Annotated in this window: 17 protein-coding genes; 1 reads left to right on the top strand and 16 read right to left on the bottom strand. The window is 58.1% G+C overall.

The window, feature by feature from the left end:
• Nucleotides 1-1,026, bottom strand: a complete 1,026-nt coding sequence (locus AC1DE4_RS03525) for a sulfate ABC transporter substrate-binding protein (RefSeq protein WP_477879959.1) — start codon at nucleotides 1,024-1,026, stop codon at nucleotides 1-3.
• 346 nt (nucleotides 1,027-1,372) lie between these two features.
• Nucleotides 1,373-1,828 carry a PTS sugar transporter subunit IIA gene (locus AC1DE4_RS03530; protein ID WP_018855421.1) on the bottom strand — a complete coding sequence of 152 codons (456 nt, stop codon included), beginning with the start codon at nucleotides 1,826-1,828 and terminating at the stop codon, nucleotides 1,373-1,375.
• 427 nt (nucleotides 1,829-2,255) lie between these two features.
• Here AC1DE4_RS03530 and AC1DE4_RS03535 point away from each other — a divergent pair, with 427 nt between their 5' ends.
• Nucleotides 2,256-3,299, top strand: coding sequence for an NAD(P)-dependent alcohol dehydrogenase (locus AC1DE4_RS03535; protein ID WP_477879961.1), 1,044 nt, complete (start codon nucleotides 2,256-2,258; stop codon nucleotides 3,297-3,299).
• Nucleotides 3,300-3,373: 74 nt separating this feature from the next.
• Here AC1DE4_RS03535 and AC1DE4_RS03540 read toward each other — a convergent pair whose 3' ends face one another.
• From AC1DE4_RS03540 to AC1DE4_RS03605, 14 genes are all read right to left on the bottom strand, one after another.
• Complete coding sequence (locus tag AC1DE4_RS03540) at nucleotides 3,374-4,210, bottom strand: nickel-binding protein (protein WP_477879963.1); 837 nt, start codon at nucleotides 4,208-4,210, stop codon at nucleotides 3,374-3,376.
• A 519-nt stretch (nucleotides 4,211-4,729) separates the two neighbouring features.
• Nucleotides 4,730-5,749 (bottom strand): alginate lyase family protein, encoded by a 1,020-nt coding sequence (locus tag AC1DE4_RS03545; RefSeq protein ID WP_477879965.1) that lies wholly within the window; start codon nucleotides 5,747-5,749, stop codon nucleotides 4,730-4,732.
• 64 nt (nucleotides 5,750-5,813) lie between these two features.
• Nucleotides 5,814-8,561, bottom strand: a complete 2,748-nt coding sequence (locus AC1DE4_RS03550) for a tetratricopeptide repeat protein (RefSeq protein WP_477879967.1) — start codon at nucleotides 8,559-8,561, stop codon at nucleotides 5,814-5,816.
• Between the two features lie 11 nt (nucleotides 8,562-8,572).
• On the bottom strand, nucleotides 8,573-9,211 hold the full coding sequence (locus AC1DE4_RS03555) for an alginate O-acetyltransferase AlgF (RefSeq protein WP_477817521.1): 639 nt from the start codon (nucleotides 9,209-9,211) through the stop codon (nucleotides 8,573-8,575).
• Nucleotides 9,212-9,215: 4 nt separating this feature from the next.
• On the bottom strand, nucleotides 9,216-10,490 hold the full coding sequence (locus AC1DE4_RS03560; protein ID WP_477879969.1) for an alginate O-acetyltransferase AlgX-related protein: 1,275 nt from the start codon (nucleotides 10,488-10,490) through the stop codon (nucleotides 9,216-9,218).
• Nucleotides 10,491-10,552: 62 nt separating this feature from the next.
• Nucleotides 10,553-11,350 carry an SEL1-like repeat protein gene (locus AC1DE4_RS03565; RefSeq protein WP_112647002.1) on the bottom strand — a complete coding sequence of 266 codons (798 nt, stop codon included), beginning with the start codon at nucleotides 11,348-11,350 and terminating at the stop codon, nucleotides 10,553-10,555.
• A 4-nt stretch (nucleotides 11,351-11,354) separates the two neighbouring features.
• Nucleotides 11,355-12,446, bottom strand: a complete 1,092-nt coding sequence (locus tag AC1DE4_RS03570) for an alginate O-acetyltransferase (RefSeq protein WP_477879971.1) — start codon at nucleotides 12,444-12,446, stop codon at nucleotides 11,355-11,357.
• A gap of 10 nt (nucleotides 12,447-12,456) precedes the next feature.
• Nucleotides 12,457-13,887, bottom strand: coding sequence for an MBOAT family O-acyltransferase (locus AC1DE4_RS03575; RefSeq protein ID WP_477879973.1), 1,431 nt, complete (start codon nucleotides 13,885-13,887; stop codon nucleotides 12,457-12,459).
• A gap of 6 nt (nucleotides 13,888-13,893) precedes the next feature.
• Nucleotides 13,894-15,387: a right-handed parallel beta-helix repeat-containing protein gene (locus tag AC1DE4_RS03580; protein ID WP_477879975.1), complete on the bottom strand. Its 1,494-nt coding sequence runs from the start codon at nucleotides 15,385-15,387 to the stop codon at nucleotides 13,894-13,896.
• Between the two features lie 19 nt (nucleotides 15,388-15,406).
• Nucleotides 15,407-16,846 carry a mannose-1-phosphate guanylyltransferase/mannose-6-phosphate isomerase gene (locus AC1DE4_RS03585; protein ID WP_477879977.1) on the bottom strand — a complete coding sequence of 480 codons (1,440 nt, stop codon included), beginning with the start codon at nucleotides 16,844-16,846 and terminating at the stop codon, nucleotides 15,407-15,409.
• The gene (locus AC1DE4_RS03590) at nucleotides 16,843-17,964 is read right to left on the bottom strand and encodes a hypothetical protein (RefSeq protein ID WP_477879979.1); all 1,122 of its coding nucleotides are present in this window, start codon (nucleotides 17,962-17,964) and stop codon (nucleotides 16,843-16,845) included. The genes AC1DE4_RS03585 and AC1DE4_RS03590 overlap by 4 nt, the downstream gene beginning before the upstream one ends.
• 13 nt (nucleotides 17,965-17,977) lie before the next feature.
• Nucleotides 17,978-19,447: a glycosyltransferase gene (locus AC1DE4_RS03595; RefSeq protein ID WP_477879980.1), complete on the bottom strand. Its 1,470-nt coding sequence runs from the start codon at nucleotides 19,445-19,447 to the stop codon at nucleotides 17,978-17,980.
• A gap of 11 nt (nucleotides 19,448-19,458) precedes the next feature.
• Nucleotides 19,459-20,778 (bottom strand): nucleotide sugar dehydrogenase, encoded by a 1,320-nt coding sequence (locus AC1DE4_RS03600; protein ID WP_477879982.1) that lies wholly within the window; start codon nucleotides 20,776-20,778, stop codon nucleotides 19,459-19,461.
• A 247-nt stretch (nucleotides 20,779-21,025) separates the two neighbouring features.
• On the bottom strand, nucleotides 21,026-21,634 hold the full coding sequence (locus AC1DE4_RS03605) for a helix-turn-helix transcriptional regulator (RefSeq protein WP_477879984.1): 609 nt from the start codon (nucleotides 21,632-21,634) through the stop codon (nucleotides 21,026-21,028).
• Nucleotides 21,635-21,754: the final 120 nt, after the last annotated feature.

Consider the following 21,754-nt stretch of genomic DNA (forward strand, 5'->3'; position numbering starts at 1 on the left):
TTATTGTGCCGGCTTGTAGATTTGGTCAAATACGCCGCCATCGCCGAAGAATTTCGGCTGCGCGTCCTTCCAGCCGCCGAAATCATCGATTGTCGCCAGCTTCAGGTTCGGGAAGCGCGCAATGTCTGCCTTGTCGGCAACTTCGGGCTTGATCGGCCGGTAGAAGTGCTTGGCAGCAATCTTCTGGCCTTCGTCCGAATAGAGATAATTCAGATAGGCTTCAGCGAGCTTGCGGGTGCCCTTCTTGTCGACGTTGCCGTCAACGACGGCGACCGGCGGGTCCGCGCGGATCGAGAACGCCGGGGTGACGATCTCGAACTGGTCAGGACCGAGTTCTTCCAGGGAGAGATAGGCCTCGTTCTCCCAGGCAAGGAGGACGTCGCCGAGGCCGCGCTGCACGAAGGTCGTTGTTGCGCCGCGCGCACCGGTGTCGAGTACCGGGACATGCTGCAGGAGCTTTGTTACATATTCCTGTGCCTTGGCGTCATCGCCGCCATTGGCCTGCTTGGCCCATGCCCAGGCGGCCAGGAAGTTCCAGCGCGCGCCCCCCGACGTCTTCGGGTTGGGCGTGATGACCTGGACATCATCCTTCACCAGATCAGCCCAGTCCTTGACGCCCTTCGGATTGCCCTTGCGCACAAGGAAGACGATCGTGGAGGTGTACGGCGTCGAGTTATTCGGGAACTTGGTCTTCCAGTCGGCAGGGATCTTTCCAGTCTTCTTGGCAATCGCGTCGATATCGCCCTCGAGGGCGAGGGTTACGACATCGGCATCAAGCCCGTCGATGACAGAACGCGCCTGTGCGCCGGACCCACCATGAGAAGCCTTGACGGTGACCGCTTCACCGGTGTCCTTCTGCCACTTCGCAGCGAAGGCGGCGTTGAAATCCTTATACAGTTCTCTCGTCGGATCGTAGGATGCGTTGAGAAGCGTCTGATCCGCGAGTGCGGGAGCGACAGACCCGATAGCGACGCTGCCTGCCAGCGCCACAGCCGCGAGAAGCCGTGTGATCCTTGTGGACTGCATGGAAACCTCCTTCGTTGATGGCCGAAACTCTACCAAGTCAGTCGTATAATGAAACGAAGAATGTTTCTGTTCCTCCCTCAACTCTGGAATGGCATCCCATTTGGAAGCCACTTTGGAAATGGACTTGCTCCCTCGGACACGCCGAACCTTCAAGTGCACCACCGGAACACGGCCCGTCTGCGGTCGCTTATCCTCATCGATATTGCCTGAATCGGGTCGGATGCACCGGCGGGGGGCCACCGAATGGTCGAGAGGCATTCGGTGCGATCCTGTCTGCCGGGTCCGGGCGGCAGCCGGGCCTGCGGCGTTGGCACACCGAGCCAAATCGGAGCGATCTACCGGTTCGTCAAAGACGCGAATCCGCCAGGAAATCAGAATAGAGTTCTTCGACGGTCCTGGCCTTGCGCATGGCTGCAAGAACCCCCGGCGCCTGCAGCTGACGCGCTATAGCCGCCAGCACGTTCAGATACTCGCCGCGGTTGGCCTCGCCAAACAGAAGCGCGAAGGCAATGTCTGTCGGCACGTCGTCGACGGCCTCGAAATCGAGTGGCCGCGCAAAGCGCACGAGCAAGCCACGCGGATGTGTCAGCCCTTCGACGACAGCGTGCGGAACCGCGACACCATTGCCGATCCCCGTCGATCCAAGGCTCTCACGGCTCTCCAGAGCCTGGAGTATCTTCCTCTCCTCGACATGGAAGGCGATGGCGGCTTTCTCAGCAATATTCGCCAGCGCCTTCCATTTCGTCGCCACCGACACGCCTATGAAGGTGTGCTCGGGACGGATGATCATCGAAAGGTCCATGAAGTCTCTCTTGTCGTTCGTGCGTGCGGGTCCGGGGATCGGCCAGGACTGTCGCTGTCGCCAGCCGGTTTCGTGGGTCGCCTTGCCCCGCGTTCATAGGCTCAGACGGGATAAAGGTTCGAGCGTGATAAACGACTACAAATATAAGCACCGCATAAAGATCACCCAAGCTTCCAACCACTGATCGAGGAAAATTCAGGCCAGTGCCCAGTTTCTAGAAATGAATTGATCGGCGGTTCCCGTACCATCGTCAGCGATAAATCTCGTCCGGCCCGGCTGATCCGACCTCAAACAAATGAGCATTTGAACTTTTATTGAGCAAAAGCCTTCTAGATCCGATTGAATGCGAAGGCTTCGGATCATATAGTCCGTCCAAAGCCGCCGCTCCCAGACAAGAGCGGGCGCCAACCGGGAAGGAAACACACAAATGGCCAAAGTCCGCGCGCTGGTGCTCGAGCGCCAGCATGAACTCGCGCTTCGCGACATCGATTTGCCAATGGAGACAGGCCCGGGACAGGTGAAGATCAGGATCCACACGGTCGGGGTTTGCGGCTCCGATGTACATTACTACACCCATGGCAAGATCGGTCCCTTTATCGTCAACGAACCGATGGTGCTCGGACACGAAGCGGCCGGCACTGTCATTGAGGTCGGCGCCGGCGTCACGCATCTGAAAGTCGGCGACCGCGTCTGCATGGAGCCCGGTATCCCCGACCCCAATTCCAAGGCGAGTCGCCTTGGAATGTACAATGTCGACCCGGCCGTTACCTTCTGGGCCACTCCGCCGGTCCACGGGGTGCTGACATCAGAAGTCGTCCATCCGGCCAATTATACCTACAAGCTTCCTGATGGCGTCAGCTTCGCAGAAGGCGCCATGGTCGAGCCCTTCGCGGTCGGGATGCAGGCCGCAGCCAAGGCGAAGATCAGCCCTGGCGATACGGCCGTCGTGCTTGGTGCCGGCCCGATCGGCACGATGGTGGCGATTGCCGCTCTTGCCGGCGGCTGTGCTCGCGCTGTCGTTGCTGATCTGGCCCAACCAAAGCTCGACATTGCCGCCCAATATCAGGGTGTCATCCCGGTCAATATCCGCGAGAGGAACCTCGTCGAAGAAGTGGCACGCCTGACGGATGGCTGGGGCGCTGATGTGATCTTCGAATGCTCCGGCTCGCCAAAGGCCTGGGAAACCATCATGGAACTGCCCCGTCCGGGCGGCGTCATCGTCGCCGTCGGTCTGCCGGTCAATCCGATCGGCTTCGATGTCTCGACGGCCTCGACAAAGGAAATCCGCATTGAGACCGTGTTCCGCTACGCACACCAATACGAGCGTTCGATTGCGCTGCTCGGCTCCGGCCGTGTCGATCTCAAGCCGCTGATCTCGGAGACGTTCAGCTTCGAGGATTCCATTGCCGCCTTCCATCGCGCCGTCGAAGCGCGTCCGAGTGACGTGAAGCTGCAGATCGTGATGGGGTAGGGCGCTTCGCAGGCTCTGTTGCGTTCATTCGGCGCGAACCTGCCTGCGGCGCCGACACCGATATTGCGATTTGCCTACTGCGACAGAACTCCCTCGGCGTCGCTCCAGGCGCATTCGAATGCCAGCACCGGCTTCGAAAAGCCCTTGAGACGTCGGCGCGCTGCGTTGGCGAAAAGATCGGAGGCTCCGTGCTCCCTGAAGATATTCTCCGATACGAGTATCTGATCGACTCCGGCTGCCGCGCAGAGCCGAGCGGCGAGCTGCACCGTCGAGCCGAAGAGATCGTGGCTGTCTTCGATCGGCTCGCCGCAATCAAGTCCGATACGAACGTGAATGGGTTCCGGCGTTCCGCTGTTATAGCTGGTGAATTCGCGCTGGATGCTCATGGCACAGCCAACGGCGGCGTGCGTCGAAACAAACGAGGCCATGATCCCGTCGCCGGTATGCTTCACTTCCCGACCCTCGCATTGTGCCAGGCAACGGCGCACGATCGCATCATGCGCTCGCACCAGTTCCGCAGCCATGCGGTCGCCAAGGCGTGATGTCATCTCCGTCGAGCCCACGATATCGGTAAACAGGATCGCCCTGTGCCCGGCATCCCTTTCGGCATCGGGCTGGCCGGCCTTCTGCTCGGGCTCGTGAATGCGCCCAAGGAATGCCTCGACCGCCGACAACGCCACCTCGACCACTTCACCGGCGATAAATCCATGTGCCTCGCGATGCACGCATTGCGCGGTCTCGGCGTCCGGCGCATCGATCAGGCAGAACGCCGTTCCGCGCCGCTGGTCATACCAATAGGTGAGGAACTTTACCCCATACCGATCCTCGACAGCCAGATCCTTGCGATGCGCCTCGGCAATGTCTTCGGCGGATGTCCCCGCAAGATCATGCCGGTCCATGAAGATAGCCACGTGCGTGCGTCCTTCGGAGAGCCCCTCAGCATTGGCGCCATCTTACGCCGTTGGCACCGTCAGGTCCACATGAGGGGATGCTGGCGCGTCGGCGGGCGCCCCCGGACGCCTTGCTGACAGAGGCCGGCCGCTGGATACTCACACCGCAGATCGCGGAAAACATGGCCGCTGGCCGACGTCAGAAAACGCAGCCTCGTGCCTCAAGCCGCATCTTTCTTCTCAGTATGATTTCGTTGCTTTTGCCTGAGTTTTTCGCTTTTGCTATCAGCTTTGCGCAGGCCTTCGGACTGAGCCTGGATTGACTGTCAGGCGCAACATATCCGCTTTGTTGTTGCGGGGCAGTGGGCGGAGCAGCAAGAACCGGATTAAAGGTGAGTGCGGCCACGGCACTGAACGCGATCCCAAATACCAGGTGCCTTTTCAACGCGACCTCCCTATTGATTGGTTGTTGAGGATAGGTTGCAAGCTCGCCTTTGGCCGTCAGTCGTGGTCAAGCAGGGCGTTCCAGCTATCCTGCACTCATTTTTTCGACTTCGCGGAATACTGACTGGTCAAGTTTCCGCCGAGGTTCGAATTGGACAGCGGCCGGTAGCGTTCGGCGAGCCGTGTCGCTTTCTCACTTTGCCGAAACTTCAGATAGGGCTCCAGCCATGCGATCTGGAAGGGTTCGAGTTTTTCCTTGCCAGTCGAAAATGTCTGTTCAGTGCCTGCCTTGGCCGCAGCCAGCTCTGGCTTCTGGAGTGCGGACAGCGTGAAATCAACGATCCGGTCGAGCTTGCCCTGGCATACGTTGAAACTGTCGTTGAACTTCGCATTCAGGAGTGCCGCATTGACGACAAGAGGACCCACCGCATGAAGCTGGTAATGGAGCGCCTTGTCGCCCCGCTTCATCTCCAAGGGCAGTCCGCCGTCATCGTCTGCCGAGCATATGACCATCTCATTCGTCTTTGCGCCCCAACTGGAAAGCTGGTCATTGTCTGTCGCAACTCCGATCTGGCCGACGGCGAGGCCTGCCCAGGCCCGCAAATTGTTTCGCGAAGCCATTTTCGGCGCGTCTTCGTCGAAGAATGTCATGAGCTCCACGCCGAGAGACTGAAGCCAGGTTTCGATTGCCTTCTTCTGTTCGTCGTCGGGCGGCGTGACGGCCTTCGCGTCGTGGTAGGATATTGCCATTCCCGCCAGTCGCGGCGAGATCGCAAGCTTGGCATTGAGCGTGCCGAGGTCGGAAAGGGCGCCGGCATCCGCCCAAGTCGACAGCGCACGATACAAACAGCGGTTCGTTTCGTCCCGCGTCGAAGCCTTCGGCGACTGGTCGGAAAGATTTGCCAGGCTCCTGACATAGACGTCGATCGGCTTCAACGCCTTGTCGACGGCCGCATCTGCATTCTCGTCGATGTCGGAACGAGACTTGTCATTGCTTTCATATCGGCTGCCCAACTCCAGGCTGACCACAGGTTTTCCGACGCTGGGGCACTTTACGGCCGCCAGCGCGTAGGGCGGTGCAGCAAGCAGGCCCATTGTCATGATGATAGATGGCAACTGCCACTTTCGGCGCCGATCGACGTGACCTTCGCATGGTGTCCAAAACCGAATGGTCTGCATGTCAATTGGCCTTCATTGTCATGACAACGAGCATTTCCTTGGCCTCCTTGTTGCCCAGGCTTGCCGCCTTTTCGAGCCACGTCCTGGCCAGCGAGAGGGATGGGGTGGTGCCAATACCGAACGCGTAGTTTCTGGAAAGCAGCACCATTGCTTCGACGTCACCCTTGCCGGCTGCCTTTTGGAACATATCCTGGGCGACCACCGCGTCTTCGGGACCGTCCATCCTGGCAAGCTGGAGCTTGCCAAATTCCCTCATGCCGACGGGATCGCCAGCTGCAGCAGCATCGTGAAACAGTGTCGCCAGGTTCACGCGCGCCAACACCTGCTGCTGTATGGCCTTGTGTGACCTCTCAAGCCGCGACAAGCTGTCAAGAATCTGCGCAGGCGAGGCCTTGCTGATCGTGGCAACCATCAGGTCGACCGCTTTTTCCTGGGAGTAATTGGGGCCCGCGGCGTCCAGGTAGGCCTTCAGCAGATACTGCTGGGCCTTTGCGTCGCCGCCCAAGGCCGCGACTTCAAACAGCCGCATGGCATTGGCCTGCATATCGGGCTGTGGGATCCGCTGGAACGTCTCGCCGAGCAGCCTTGATCTCCACGGCTTTCCTGCAGAAAACGCCTCTGCAACCGTCATCCATTTGACGGCATCCGCCGCCTGATTGAAGGAGAAATAGGCGCTGGCCATCGAAAGTGCCGAGTCGAAAGAGCAATCGATTCTACCCGCCGCCCGGGCAAGATAGCTCCGTTTTTGTTCGACGTCGGAAACCTGTCCGGCCGCGAAGATCATTGCCTCCGTATCACCACGAGCTTCGATAGCGTCGCTATAGTCCCGGTAGACGTCGGCAGCCGATGTCGACGGGCCCGACTTTGTTGCAAGAAGCTGCAGGGCGGCTCCCGATCCGCCTGCCGCTTCGGCATGAAGGAAATCTCCCGCCGTCTTAACCAGTTTCGCGTCTTGACCAAAAGAGGTCAGGATAAGATCGGCGGCGGCTGTCTTTGCACCCCGGCCGCCGGCTTGCGCCGCTTCCAGCAGCATTTTCAAGGCAACCTTCTTGTTGTCTACGCCGTCGTCCGCCTGCAGCATTAGAACTGCGTAGGCGGTCTTCGCGTCGGGATTTTGCGCAACGCGTTTTTCCCATTCGCCGATCGCCTCCGGGGTAGCCTTCGACGTCTTGAGATACCAGAGATACCCCGCAATGAAATTGGACTGCCCGTTCAAGGCGCCCGACTGCAGGCTCRCCGTTTCGGCGGTGCTGGGATGCTCGACAAGATCTCCGATGGTCTTGACAGACCACCCGGCATTGAGTGCCTCCTTTGCGGTCGCCGACCAGTATTGGGCCTTCTCGATCTGCGGACCGTCGGGGGCATGGCAAAGGTAGGCATCTCGAAGGTCGGCCATCGTGTCCGTCCGGCCATAGCTATCGAGCAATTCGAGGAGCAGATTTATGCCCTCGTCGAACTGACCGTCGGTGGCACTGTGTTGAAGACGGATCAGAGCCAAACTGCGGATTGATGTCATGTCCCGGCGCTCGGCGCCCTTCACGAAAAAGTCCGTCGCTGTTTTCTCTGCCCGCCAGTAGCCGCTTTCCTCGATGGCGAGATTGCCAAGCTTGGCAAAAGCCCAGCCTGGTGGGTCCGGGAGTGCAGCGAGTTCATTCAATGCGTGGCGGTATTTTTCGCGCGCGCCTTGCTGATCGGAGTCTTCGTAGAGATTTGCAAGTTTGATCAGGCTGTTTCGATGACCCGCGGCGACGGCAAGCTGATAGTAATACTCGGACTTGGCCAGATCCTTTGGAACAATCGCCCCAACCTCATAGAGGTGCCCGAGTTCAGACTGCGCGGCAACCACGCCCTTGTCAGCGGCAAATTGGAGATAGTGGATCAGCAGATTGTTGTCCTTGGTAATCTCGGAGCTGTCGAGATGGTAACGGGCAACATTCCAGGCTGCGTTTCCATCTCCAAGATCGGCGGCAAACCGCAACCACGCCTCAGAAATACGGCGATCGGCGGCGACCACTTCTCCCTTTTCGTACTCCCGGGCGATGCGCGTGACGCGGTCACATATTCCGTTGTCGAGCTTACCAACCATCGCGCCAAAGGCCATCGTTACGGCCAGCGACGGATCGACACTCCAGCCCTGGATCTGCTGACCCTCGAGATTTCTCTTGGCCAGCTCCAGAAGGGCGTTCGGGTTGCCGCCGTAGGCGGCTGCCACGAGATATGAAAGGGCCTTCTTCTCATCCTGCTTTGCGCTTACACCATCAAGCATCAGTTCAGCAGCAAGATAGAGGCTCTTCGGGGTGTTCGCCTCTGCGCGACTGATCAGCTGTTCAACCATCTTGCTCTGACGCAGCTCGTCAGTCTTTCCGGCGCGCAGGTAGAGTGTAATCTCCTCAGCGGCAACATCGTCTGCCTTCATTCCGGGGTCGATCGTGGGCAGAAGTTCGATCATCCGTTTTATGATCGGAAAATACTGTTGCGGGTCGATGTCGCGCAGGCGCTGAGCCTCCCTCAGAACAAGCCAAGGCTGTTGCTTCGGCAGCGCCTTTCTGTCCCAGGCAAGCCAGCGACCGACGACATCGCTGTCCTGTGAGCGCTGTTCGCAAATGGGTTTCAACTCAATCGCCGGAGGCAGAAACTCAACGGCAACCGGCTTTGCAGCAGCGGATGCGGCCCCCAAAACGGCAACCACGCCCGCTGCCACACCGAGATGGCTGATCCACAGAACTGAGAAACGCAAACGCCCGGTCACGATTGGATCTCCTATTGATTCAGGTAATTTTCTAATGCGATGACGCGGTAGTTGCCGGCGCTGCCGGAAAGAACAATCGTGAAGCCCGAGCGCCTCTTGAGATCCACCTTGCTGGTTTCCGCTACAGTCTTCCCGCCTTCCTGGATGGCAAAGCTCAAGCTCAGTGGTGCTCTCAGCGATACGCTTTGAGCCTCTCCCTGCGCCACTGCCTTCAGTGCGGTGGCCTTGGCAGCCGGAACCACGAGATCCACCGCTTTCAAATCGCTCAGATTGTAGAGATAAACCTGTGCCTTCGACGGATCGTCCTTGACCGCATCCGTGTAAAGCTTCGTCTGCCCATCTGCCAGGGCGGCGTATGTGTAGTATTTTCCGGGTTCGGCCGTCACCTTGGCTGTCTTGGCCCCCAGGGACATCTCCACTTCGCCCGGCTTCACGTTGACGTAGGGTGAGACGCCATCGCTAAAATTCTCGATGGATGCCCCCGCAATGATGGCTGAAGAGGCACTTGCGTCAAGAACTCGAATGAAGGAGGAATTCGGATCCATCGGCTTGCCGTAGAGGCCAGAGTCCTGGGCTAGCCCCGCTGAATAGGTTGAGGCAACCAGAAGAGTTCCTGCGGCGAATATTCCAAAGGCACGAGCCCTATCCATCAGATTATCCTCCTCTTGTGTTGCAGATGCCGACCGACACTTCCTTCGCCGACATGCGATCAAACTCAAGGTTCAGTTTTTGCGATGCCTGTACTCCAAAGTAGCGCACAGGAAAGTAATACCGCCCGGTGGAAATCATCCTGTCCGCACGCCGAATGCTGCTCTCGAACATGTGGCCGTCATTCAATCGGAAGCGTAGGGTTGCCTGTCGACTGCGGTCATCGCCGGAATACACGTATATTACTGCCGAATCCGGAATTTTGCTGCCATCCTGAAGGGCGATTTCGAGCGTACTGTCGCCAACGGTGGAAATCTCGTCGGGCTCGATCTCGTGGCAACTCTGGCCAGCCGCCGTCCTCAACTCGAGCAGGGGCGCATCACCAAATTTTCCGAGACTGTTGTAGATCGGGTTTTCCCAGATGAGAAAGCGCGGTCGCGACTCTGCGAAGTTTTTCGACGTCAGATAGGATGTAATTGATCCGAACTGATTGCCGCCCGAGATCGAATAATTCGTAACCGGGGAGGAGAGCGCTTGCGAGAGGAAGCCCGCAAAGTTGGACGCAGCCAGATCCGAGTAACTCGTTCCCACCAGCGCTACAGCGCCCTTCGAGGCGCCGTCTCCAAAGATATCGAGCCCGGCATCTCCGGCTGCCACCTCTGTCGTCGTAAACGCATCGGTTTCCGGCAATGGCAGGGCCTGTTTGCAATTCGCCTGCAACAGGCGGCGCATCGTTGAGATGATTGCTTGGCGCCCTGCGGGTTTGGTCTCGAATGAAGCCTTCGCGAGATCATTGACACCCGGAAGTTGCTGGATCACGGCCGCAATCCCATCTGCCGCTGCGCGAGCTCCTGAAGAGGTCCAGTGAAAGTCCGCTTGAAAGAACGGTGGCTCCTGACCTCCTGCGCGCTTCATCGCACCGAGAACATCGACCGTTACCACCCCGTGGTCGCGAAGGCGCTTGATGACATCGTCATAGACGCGCTTTGCCACGTCGTAGTCAAAACCATAGTCGCCCGCCTCGCGCGGCAGATACTCGGGCATCACCAGACTTTTTGTCGGAATTGGCACATAAACGAGCGTCGTTCCACCTGCTTCCAGAGCCTCCGAGAGTGCGGCCATTTGACTGGCCGTATGCTCGGAAAGTTGCTGCTCCATTCGCAGATCCGCGATCGTCCGATAGAAATACCCCTGACTGCCTTCCACGACGCTCAGTTGCTTGTCGGTCTCAAGGTTCGCACAGCCGAAGTTTGATTCCGCTTTGGCTGTCTGGGCCAGCACCAAGACGCCCAGTGCACATAGGACAACGCAGGGCCACCGCGACGATTTTGTCAGAGGATGCCTCATTGACTTACCTCGATCGGATTGACGGGCGCAGCGTCGAGTTGCCGGAGCACTGCCGCGGCCACTGTCTTGACACTCAGTTCAGGTGACTTTTCGGCGATTTCCAGATATCTGCGGGCCTCGGATTTTTCGTCTTCGTCCAGCAGACCTTCCGAGATCATCGCGATGGCTAGATCAAGCGCGACTTTGCTGTCGCCACCTTTTGCGGCCTCGCGTCGCAGTCGTTCGGCTTCCTGCGGGTTGGTGCCGAACGGCTCCCCGGCGGCATAGAATTTGACAAGCGCGTCGATTGCGACGGGGTTCCTGCGCGCGGCGTGCTGAAGCAGTGTCGCCTCTGCCTGGTCAAGGCGGACCTTGCTGACACCATCGCTGGCGCTCTTGAGCTGTCTTGCAAGCGGCGCAACCGCACCCGCCCTGCCGGTGGTGCAGGCGATTGTATAGTAGTGGATGGTATCCGCGTTATGGGCGGGATTTGTCGAGAGCCGTTTTGCGACGTAAAGCGCTGCCAGGCCATCGCCACGATCCGCCAACAATTGAAGCTCCCTGTAGGACACTTTTCGGTGGCCTATCATGCGCTTGCGAATTCCCTGAAGCTGGGCGCTGTTGAGCTGATCGGTGCGCGTTACTCCCTGATTAAATCCGCGTCGATAACGGCGTTCGTCGGCTTTCGATTTCCTGGTCTCGACCTTGGTGTTCTTGGGTTGGGTAACCGCGCCCGACTGGGTAACCGCGCCAGCGTCGCTGCCAGCGATGCATATCGCGATGCCAAGAGCGATCAGACTCGCGGTCCTGAGCATCCTGTTACTCCTTCGTCTTGAGATCGTCCGACTTCCACAACGCCGGATCGGTCAAGTAGCGGATCGGAAATTCCCATATGACGGTCTCTGGCCAACTCGTGCCGTTTGCGTTGGACAAGAACTTGTGCATTGGAAAAACCGGTCCTCGACCGACCTCGGCGACATTGAGGACGTTCGATCCCAGTGCCGCTTCAAGATAAGAAGCGAATGACCAAGCCTCGTTGGCACTGTAACTTGTCCCGACCAGAACCGTTGGAAAGCTCTCGTCTGCCAGAATGTCATTTAGCGCGTCGGACCCGGTTTGCGACGCTGTTTGCGGCGTGATGCTTTCATCAGCCAGCCCGATCGCAGCCGCAAGCGCCCTACCGGTGACGAATTTGACCAGGTCGCCCCGCACGTCCTCGGCTGGGGCATCATTCAGTGCATATTGCGCCATGGGGGAAACACCCGCCCTGGCCCCGGTAGCGTCGGCGACGGCCTTGGCACCAAGCGGCGTCCAATGCGTGTCGGTCTTCAGAAAAACCGATCCCCTCGACTTCATCTCAAGAAGCGCCGCTCTTGCGTCTACAAACTCAATATTCGCCGAAGCCATGGCACGGGTGAAGTCCAGATAGCGATCCCGGGAAATCTCGGCGTAACGAGGATCTGCAAGGTGCTCGCGATAGACATCGTTCTTGGCTGGAAGCGGAACAACAATCAGGCGTACGCCGTGTGAGCGCAACGTCGCCGCGATCTTGGCTATTTCCCTTGTGGCGTCGCTGATACCGGCTTCAGCGCTCGCGGCACCGCGAAATTCCTCGTCCGAAAACAGCCATCCTTCCTTTCCGACGATAACGCCGCGGCGGCCCTCCCCAAGGACCATGTACCTGGCTGCACCGATCAGATCGAACGCGAGTTCCCGGTGGGGAAGCTCAGTCTTGTAGAGCGCGTCGAGCCCGTCTCCGAGCATGCCGTGGCTCAGGGAGCCGCCATCGGTTGGCAGCCGTGAAAAGGCGCCGGCAATCTTATCTCGGATGTCGACATTGGCGAAGGCCGCATAGCCGAACAGCAAGGCGGGAAGCAGGAATTTTGTAATCGGTATTGCGCGTTCAAACATGGCACCACCCTCAGAATTGAAAATAGAGGAAGGGAGTCTGGCTGGATTCCGCGAGCTTCAGAATGGTGACCGTGGCGAGCAAGGAAAGCAGCAGTGGCATGACGATCGACTGGCGCATCACGGCGGCGCCGTCACCTGCCGGTGCTGCAATGTTTGTTTGCCTGAGCGATCCCATCATCGGCTCGATGGCCACCACGAAACACGCAACGGCCAGCGTCAACATTGCCTCATGCGTGACATCGAGAAGCGTGTCGGCACGAATTCCCAGCCCGTTTTGACCGAGCATGCCGCCATAAAGGGCAAAAGCATCGGCCACGCTGTCGGCGCGAAACATCACCCAGCCTAGCAACACGACCAGCAAGGTCCCTGGCAGGGCGATCCACCTGGTGTCGGCGATCCTGTTCCAGCCAGTCGCACGCTCAAGCGCAAGCCATCCGCCGTGCCATCCACCCCAAAGCACGAACGTCCAGTTTGCTCCATGCCACAGGCCGCCAAGCAGCATGACCAGAACCAGATTGATATAGGTGCGCGTCGGGCCGAGCCGACTACCGCCCAACGGAATGTAAAGGTAGTCACGAAGCCAGCTCGACAGGCTGATGTGCCAGCGACGCCAGAATTCGGTTATGCTGCGGCTGATGTAGGGGTTGTCAAAGTTTGGTCGGAACTGGAAACCGATCATCAGCCCGAGGCCGATTGCCATGTCGCTATATCCCGAAAAGTCAAAATACAGCTGCATCGCGTAGGCGATCGCGCCGAGCCAGGCCTCCGCCATGGTCGGATGCGAGCTTGCAAAAACGGTGTTGGCAATGGGCGCGATGGGATCGGCAAGCAGCACCTTCTTTGCAAGGCCTATGACGAACAGGGACGTGCCGTCCGTGAACTTCTCGAGCGTATGCTGCCTCGACTGGAACTGGCCGGCGAGATCCCTGAAGCGCAAGATGGGGCCTGCTATCAGCTGCGGAAAGAGGGCCTTGTATGCGGCGAGGTCGATGAAATTGCGGGTTGCAGGCGTGTCACGCCGATAGACGTCGACCAGATAGCTGATCGACTGGAAGATATAGAAAGAGATACCGATCGGAAGGATGAGGCGCCAGTGAACGCCAAGGCCGTGCGCATCGGTTCCCATCAACTCGGCGAAGCTGTCGATAAAGAAATTAAGGTATTTGAAGATGCCGAGCACAGCCAGGCACCCGGCAATCCCAATGGTTAGGAAGAGCTTGGCATGGCGGCTACCGAGATTGCGCTCGACCAGGATCGCAAAGGTGTAAACCCAGACGGTCGTTCCGAACAAAAGAACAAGGAAGTCCATACGCCACCACGCGTAGAAGACATAGGATCCCAAAAGGATCGTGACGGAGCGGCCCCGCATGGGCGTCAAATAATAGACCGCCAGGAAAACTGGCAGAAAGAGAAACAGGAAGACTTCGGAGGAGAATACCATTTTGATTCATCCCCCCTTTCCTGCGCAGGCAGCAAGGTCGACAGCGGAAAACGCCGCGAGAGCTGGCTGGTTGTCGATTGTTTTTCCCGCAAGACGAAATTCGCCAGGCTGCCTTGACGCGTCGAAAGCCAGCAATTGGCCGACGCTACCGGCAAATTCACCGACGCCGAGGCGCGGCATTTGCCTGTCGAAATCATTTCCCACCAGAACCACGGATCCGACCCCTGATCCAGCCAGGCCCGCTCGGTTTTCTCTGAACGCATTGCGGGATACTTCGAGCGGCATGCCGTGATACTGGTCGTCGACCGAAAGGCCTGCAAAGCCATTGCCTACGAAGTGGTTTTGACGAACGTGGCTGTGAAGCGCCGTGCGCATGGCAACGCCCTTGGAACCATTGTTGATGACGGCGTTTTGCTGCACTGTGACGCAGGCTGCTGTATCAACACCGATGCCGGTCAGTGCCGACAGGGCAACGATGTTGTTGGAGATCGCGACCGACGTCGCGCCGTCGGTCACAAAAATTCCGTTGCCTGCACCGCCCACGACGAGATTGTCATTGATCGTGACGCCGCTCGAACTGCTCATCACCTTGATGCCATGCGAGCCGCGGTCGCCGACAATAATGTTTCCAGCGATGTGCACGTCGCGCGCAGTTCTCAGGATGATTGCCGTCGTTGGGCTGTCAATGAAGCGATTACCCAGAATATTCAAGCCGTTGACGTCGATCAGGCTGAGGCCCGCGACATCCTGGAACAGACTGCCTTGCACGATCGAAGGCCTGGCGGCATTCGCAAATTGCTGTCGGGCAAATGCAATGCCTGCGGTTTCAGCTGACGCGTCGAAGCCAAGGCTGACGAGATTGCTGCGATCAATTGTTGTGGTGCCGCCGAAGGTGGTCAGGACGAAGGCCCGAAATGTCGACGCGCCCCGGCCAATGCCTTGCAATGTTGCATGATCAACCGTGAGCGAACCGGCGTTCACCATGAACGCGCCCTTGGCATTGTCCATCTTGAGAATTTCGCCGGGCGTTATCTTCAACTCTGCGCCATTCCAGATGAAGATTGGCGTGTGTGCAATGTATCCACCGGGCGTTGCTTCGAGATGTCCGGCGTGGCCAAGCGCTTCCAGTTCACGCCTGACATCGCCAAGCCGGAACGAGCCGCTCTCGATGACGACCGCACCGATCCCGTCAGGCGGCTGCGCAGCCAGAACCGTCTCCATGAAACCGGCGCCGGCTGATGGACCGATGCGGCGCACAAGAATGTCGACGGCAGATCGGCTGATCCTCTTCTGGCGACTTGAAGCAGGGACGCTGTCTGGCTGTTTGAGTGCTGGGAGCGCGTGAACCTCGCCAAAAGCCGCAGCGCGCTGGAAGACATCAGGCGCCGCGACGGAGAGGTCACGGGCGTCCTGTACCAGGGCCAGGAGCGGTTGCTGCTTCTGTGCAGGTCCGCCGTCCGTCGCCGATGACGACGTTGCCGCACCTATGGCGCTGAACATCAAGGCTACCCTCAACCAGCTAGGCATAGTCGGCCATCCTTACGCCGGTCGCGAACTGTGTCAGAGAGGGCGCGACGACACCGGCCATCACCGTTCCACAGCTGATCTCGACGATTTCCGCAGCACCATCTGCATGGTTGAAAAGCGTTACGCCCGTTGCCGAATCGATCATCGCCGACAAGCCGGCGGTGAGCTGTTCCTGAGACCGGTTGCCATTCACGCTGACGCTGCCGCGGATCACCACGAGCACCCGCGACACGCCTTCTTCCCCAATCAGGGTCACCTGCTTTCCTGGATCAATCGTCAGCAGATCCATTGCAAAACCCGCACCCGCCTGCATGGTCTTCATGCCGCCCCATTCCGTGACCTGACTGCGGTGGCTTTCTGCCTCGCGACGCTTGAGCGAAACGAGATGTTCAACGATCTTCTTGACATCCTGCGCACTGGCCCTGTTGGTGACCAGCAGGGCGTCATCGGTATCAACGACGACGACGTCATTCATGCCAACCACGGCAACCAGGCGATCACTGCCGCGAACCAGGGAGCCGCGGGTGTCCAGCAAGACAACATCGCCCGATGTGACGTTGCCGCTCTCGTTCTTCAAGCCGATCGAATGGATGGAGGTCCATCCTCCTACGTCGTCCCATTCGATTACAGTTGGGGCAAGTGCGATATCCCTGCATTTTTCGAACACAGCCATTTCCGTTGGCTGGCTGACGGCCTGCGCAAAGAAATGCTCTTCCAGAAGCAGCCCGGTTTCAGCGGCCAACGGCGAAGCCGCCGTCAATGCGCGGGTGACTGCATCAAGTGTGGCTGGGTCGTACCGTCGATATTCATCGACAAGTTTATCGGCCCGGAACATGCTGATACCGGAAGCCCAGTACGCAAAGCCGGTGTCAATCAGCGACTGGGCAACATTGACGCTCGGCTTTTCGATAAAGCGTTCAACCCTGTGAAGGCCGGGGTAATCATTAAATTCGCCGCCGTCCATGATGTAGCCGTATCCCTTTTCCGCATAGGTCGGATGGATACCGAAGGTCACGATCATTCCATCGAAAGCCGCACGGTGCATCCGCGCGATGACACGATTCAGGTCGCCCTGAATCACGTGATCGGAAGGGAGGACAATGAGAACGGCATCAGGCTCGGCGGCCATAAGGTAAAGCGACGCGGCAAGAACGGCCGGCCCGGTGTTTCGAGTTACCGGCTCAGTGAGGATGCTGGCTTTGCATTGTATTTCGCGAAGCTGACGGCCCACTGTTTCCACGTGTCGCGCATTCACACACACGATCGGATCAGAAAACATTTGCGTACGATGGCGCTGAACGGTGCTTTGGAAAAACGTCAGCGTTCCATCGCCGTTGATTGGTTGAAACTGCTTCGGCTGATGAGCCCTGGACAGCGGCCAGAGACGCGTCCCGGAGCCGCCGCAGAGAATAAGGGGATGTATGCGCTTCATTGTGCACCTCCTACGGTTTGCTCGGCCGCAAACGAGATGCCGCTGCGAATGGTTCGCAGCCATTGCGGGGTAGCGTCTAGACGGACGGCAACAGGTGATCCTGGCTGCAGTCCGGACACGGGTTGCAGTGGAACCAGAACTACCGATGCTGATTGGCCATCGCCAATGGCTTCGCGATCAACTTCGACCTTCGCAGGAACAGAGCCGCCATCGACGGTTTCAATCGTCACTTTCGCGCCGTCCGCAACATGGCGGAAGTCGGAGCCCGTGAAGGACGTGCGAACGATCATCGGCGCTCCCGGCTCGCTGACGAAGAGAACCGGCTGACCGGCAATCACGGTCCCACCCTTCGCAAGACCGGCTGTCTCAACATCGCAGTCGCAAGGCATCGTAGCCGTTACCGCAACGCCGGTTGACGCAAGGATCGAATATGCGGGCTTGCCGACTGCGGCATGAGTGTCGATAAAATCAAGCTGACCGCCCGTTGTTGCGGTCATCGTCGAACCCTGCCTGTAAGCGATGGCCGGTGCCTCTACGTCCGTCACGAAAAGGCGGTCACTGAGCACCGATGCTGCAAAGACAAATAGCGCGGCCGACGCGGCTGCGACGACGCATGTGCCGAGCAGCTTCGAAAGGCGCGATGAGCCAGACTGGGCGACTTTGTGTGCGGTATTTTTGCCTTTCGGCAGACTGCTTTCGGCCACCAGCATCCCGTTAACGTCGACGTGGTCGCCAGCAAGCCAGGAATTCAGGATGTAACGCAGTTGCGGCATATGCTGGCCGGTCGGATCGCGATAGCGAAGAGTAACTGCTCCGGTCTTGCTGTCAGCAGCAGAAACCGTCACGTCGATTGGAAGAGACATCCAGAAGCTCCCAAAATTGAAGCGAAAGATCGCCAATTTGTGGGCGCCCGGCCAATTTGCTCCGACGATTCCCGTCACGCGGGCCGCGACCATGGACAGTGCTGAGCCCTCATATGATCGCCCGTCGATGGTCACCGAGAAGGGCAGTTTGACGCGCGGATGTTCGTTGCCATCGGCAAAATCGAGCAAACTGTCGCGTTCCGCGTCTGCTGGCGGCGGGCTATCATTGTGTTCACGTTGATCAAATGTCGTCATGAGAAACTCCAAATCAGATCTTGGCGTTTGAAATCATAAAGGCAGCGAACAACAGCCACCCGCTTGCGAGGATGTGTACGTAGGTCGATGAGAGCCCGCGAAGGCGCTCGGAGGCGGATGGAATGCGGTGTGAGGCTTCGGCTGTTTGACGTGTCCATCTCTGTCGATCGAGACGAAAAAACACGAAGCTTTTGACGAGCGCCCCACAGATCTGGCTGAAATAAAGAAGGAACGGATAGGATATCGGGAAGGACGGTCGGAATGTCGCCAGCAGGCAGCAGTTTATGTACCGCGTGAACATGACCCACGCGACATAGATCGGCAGGACGAGCGGACTGACGAAGAGTGTCGACATGAGTACCGCTACCGGGCCGAAGAGGGTAGTCCACATGGAGATGCGCTGGTCCAGAAGCGACCACCAGGTGAACAAGCCAATGCGTCTTGGCCCAAGAGCCAATGCTCGGCCATTGGTTCGCAGCATGTTGCCAAACCAGCGCAGCATCAATGCCACAGCGGAACCCACAAAGCCCGGCTTCGGCTGGCTTTCCATCGAAACAGAGCGCACGTCGGGCAGGTAGGCCATTTCATAGCCGTTCTTCAACAGCCAGAACCACGTCGACTTGTCGTCACCAGTGACAAAGGGGACTTTGCCAAGACGCCAGTGCTCAAGCGAATCGTACTGAATGCTCTCGATAAAATCGGCATTGCAGGCGAGAGACGCACGGAATATCGACAGGCGTCCGGTCAAGGTCAGAACGCGCCTAGATAGGCCCATCGAAGACATCATCATGTGGCGCTGCGTGAAGCGCAGATTGAACCAGTCGCGAAAGAGCTTTGAATCGTTGATTTCGCAATCTTCGTCGGTCGTAACCGCGCCCAGGCTGTCATCAACGAAGAAGGGCGCGCATGCCTCCACAACATCTTCCGGTGGGCAGCTGTCACCGTCGACGAAGACCACAATGTCATCGTCTGTGGGGCATTGCCTCGAAAGGATCCGCAAGGAAGCAGCCAAGGCATCGCGCTTGCCGGTCGCCGGTATTCGGTCAACGATCAGATGAATGGCTCTAGCGTTTTGCGGCATCAACGAAAATATTCGCCGAACCAAACGCTCGTCAGCAACGTCCACGACAGAGGCAACGACGGTGGCGCCGCCCCGGGATGCGGCTGCAGCCCGAAAAATCGCGCGGTAGACACGCACTGTTACCGCGACATCAACCTTGTAGGTCGTGACGACAAAGAAGGCGTGAGCCGGTCTGTTTCTTGCCTCGTATCCCCTGACTGCAGCTGCTCGTCGGGCTGGATGCGCGAAGTGAATGAAGAGCTTCGCCCTTGCGAAATTCACGGCACCCCAGCCATAACGCCAGATACCCAGTGTGCCGATTGTCAGCGCCAGGCCGGCATTCTCCGCAAGCCGGTGGGTCGGTACGGCAATCGCGATACTCACGAAAACTAGCATGTAGAGGATGTGACCAAGCACAAGCATACGGGTCTCTCCTACCAGCAAATGCCTTCGTAGAAGCCGCCTGACCGCAAATCCGGCCTGAGGCGCGTGAGGTCGACAAGACTTTTGGCCACGGCAGCTCTTGCCAATGGCTCGATCGTCTCTTCGTAGCGATTGCCGACCAAAAGGACGTCGGCTTCGTCGATCAGTTCTTCGATCCCGGCAACCAGTCGTTCCTTAAGGTCGGGAACCTTGCCGTCGCCGCGCCCGGATCCACCAAGCTCGCTCTGATAGGCAACACGGACGCTCGGGTCGTAGACCTTCAGGCCGAAGCCCTTGGAAATCAGTCGTGATGCGAGCTCGGCAAGCGGGCTCTCCCGCAGATCGTCCGTCCCTGCCTTGAAGCTTATTCCGACCATTCCGACGGATCTGCCACCGCTGTTGTGGACGAGATTCTCGGCTCTCTCGATTTGGCGAGTGTTTGCCTCAAGGACCGAATCCAGCATTGGCGTCGCAACACCGCCTTTATGCGCGACATGACGCAGCGCGCGCACATCCTTTGGCAGGCAGGAACCGCCAAAAGCAAACCCCGGTCGCATGAAATAGGGCGACATGCTCACCTTGCTGTCGGAGCAGAGAACCTTCATGACCAACTGGCCGTCGATCCCACAGCTCTTGGCAATGTTGCCGATTTCGTTTGCGAAGGTGATCTTGGCCGCGCGCCACGAATTGCTGGTATATTTGATCATTTCCGCGGTCGACAGCGGCACGACGCTGCACACGCAGGCAAGCCTAGCGTTCAGCTCGCGCAGGATGTTTTCAGTCGTGGTGTCGAGGGTGGCAAAAACGATAAGGCCCGGATTGTAGTTGTCATCGATGGCTGTACCTTCACGAAGGAATTCAGGATAATAGCCAACCCCGAAATCCCTTCCTGCCGTCAGGCCCGAAACCATCTCGAGGATCGGTATGCAGGTCTCTTCCATTGTCCCTGGTACAATCGTGGACCGCAGGACAACGGAGTGGAATGAGTTCTTTCTGCGCAAGGCAGCGGCAACATCGCTGCACGCCTGCTTGACATAGTTGAGCTCAACTGAACCCTCGGCGGCGCTGGGTGTGCCCACACAGATGAACGTTATGTCAGTATTGGCCACTGCCGCGCAAACATCGGTCGTGGCCGAGAGCCGTCCACGGTTAACGTTTCGGGCCAGCAGCGTCGCCAGTCCAGCTTCGACAATTGGCGGCTCACCCGCATTGAGTTTGGCCACTTTCGAGGGATCGGTGTCAACCGCGACAACAGTGTGACCGTCCTCCGCGAGACAGGCAGCCGAAACGGCACCGACATATCCGATGCCAATAATGCTTATTCTCGACATGTCATGTCCCCGTTTTACGATCACTAAAAACTCTCGCTGCGGAATCCGGCAGCGTCTGCTTTTTAGGCAAGTCTCGAGTCTCGTCAGGCGCAAGAGAATGTTATGCCCGCGACAGAAGAAATGAAGTCGGGAAAAACAGAATAAATGTAGGGAAAATGCGAAAAGACGATTTTATATTTAGGCGCAATTGTATTGATCCGTAGAATAGACGGCAGCATCTATAGTACGTTCTAATTACGCGCGCGATTTAAGTATTGTATATGTCGAACCAGCCTCGTGATGCGCCATATTTTACTATGGATGCCCGGCTGGAAAGGCTGAGCTTGTCGGCTCCACGTGCCTTGTATGTCTCGACTGTTTTGGTGCTCACATGGATTTCGGCGGCAATTTCCTTCGTGCTGAATCCATATGCAAAAAGCTTTAGCACAATTTCCTCTCTGGCGCTGAGATTGCCCTCGGAAAGACGCTCGATCCTCTCGGGTCCGCTATTGATCAGGGAATGAAAACTGCGAATATCGAGCGCCGACAAGCTGTTGAAGACAGCCGCGCTGATGTAGTGGCCACCCTGCGCAACAAGCGATATCGCCTTATAGATCTGCTGATCGTCGTCGTTGGTGAAGACGATGTTTAGCATGCCATCGACGTAGATTTCGTCGATCCGGCGCGCGATCAGGGGATCCACCGCGTAGATGACCTTGAACGAGCTATCCCGCTCGGCATTTGACAGCCGACGCACGGCTCTGCCGACTGCAAGGTCAGCATCATTTGTCACTTCGCAAATGACAACAGTGGGGAGGGTTCGACCGATGAAATCGACCAATGATTCCTCCTTGCGTTTCGTGTCAACGAAACACATCGAGGAATCTCCCAACAAACTTGAACCTATGACGTCGGGCAGTCCCGGAGATGCGCAAATAGCCGAAACCCGGCTCTTATTCGGTGCCATGAAAGTTCCTCGATTAAGACGAAACTTCCT

It is taken from the genome of Rhizobium sp. 10N414, from assembly GCF_056394785.1.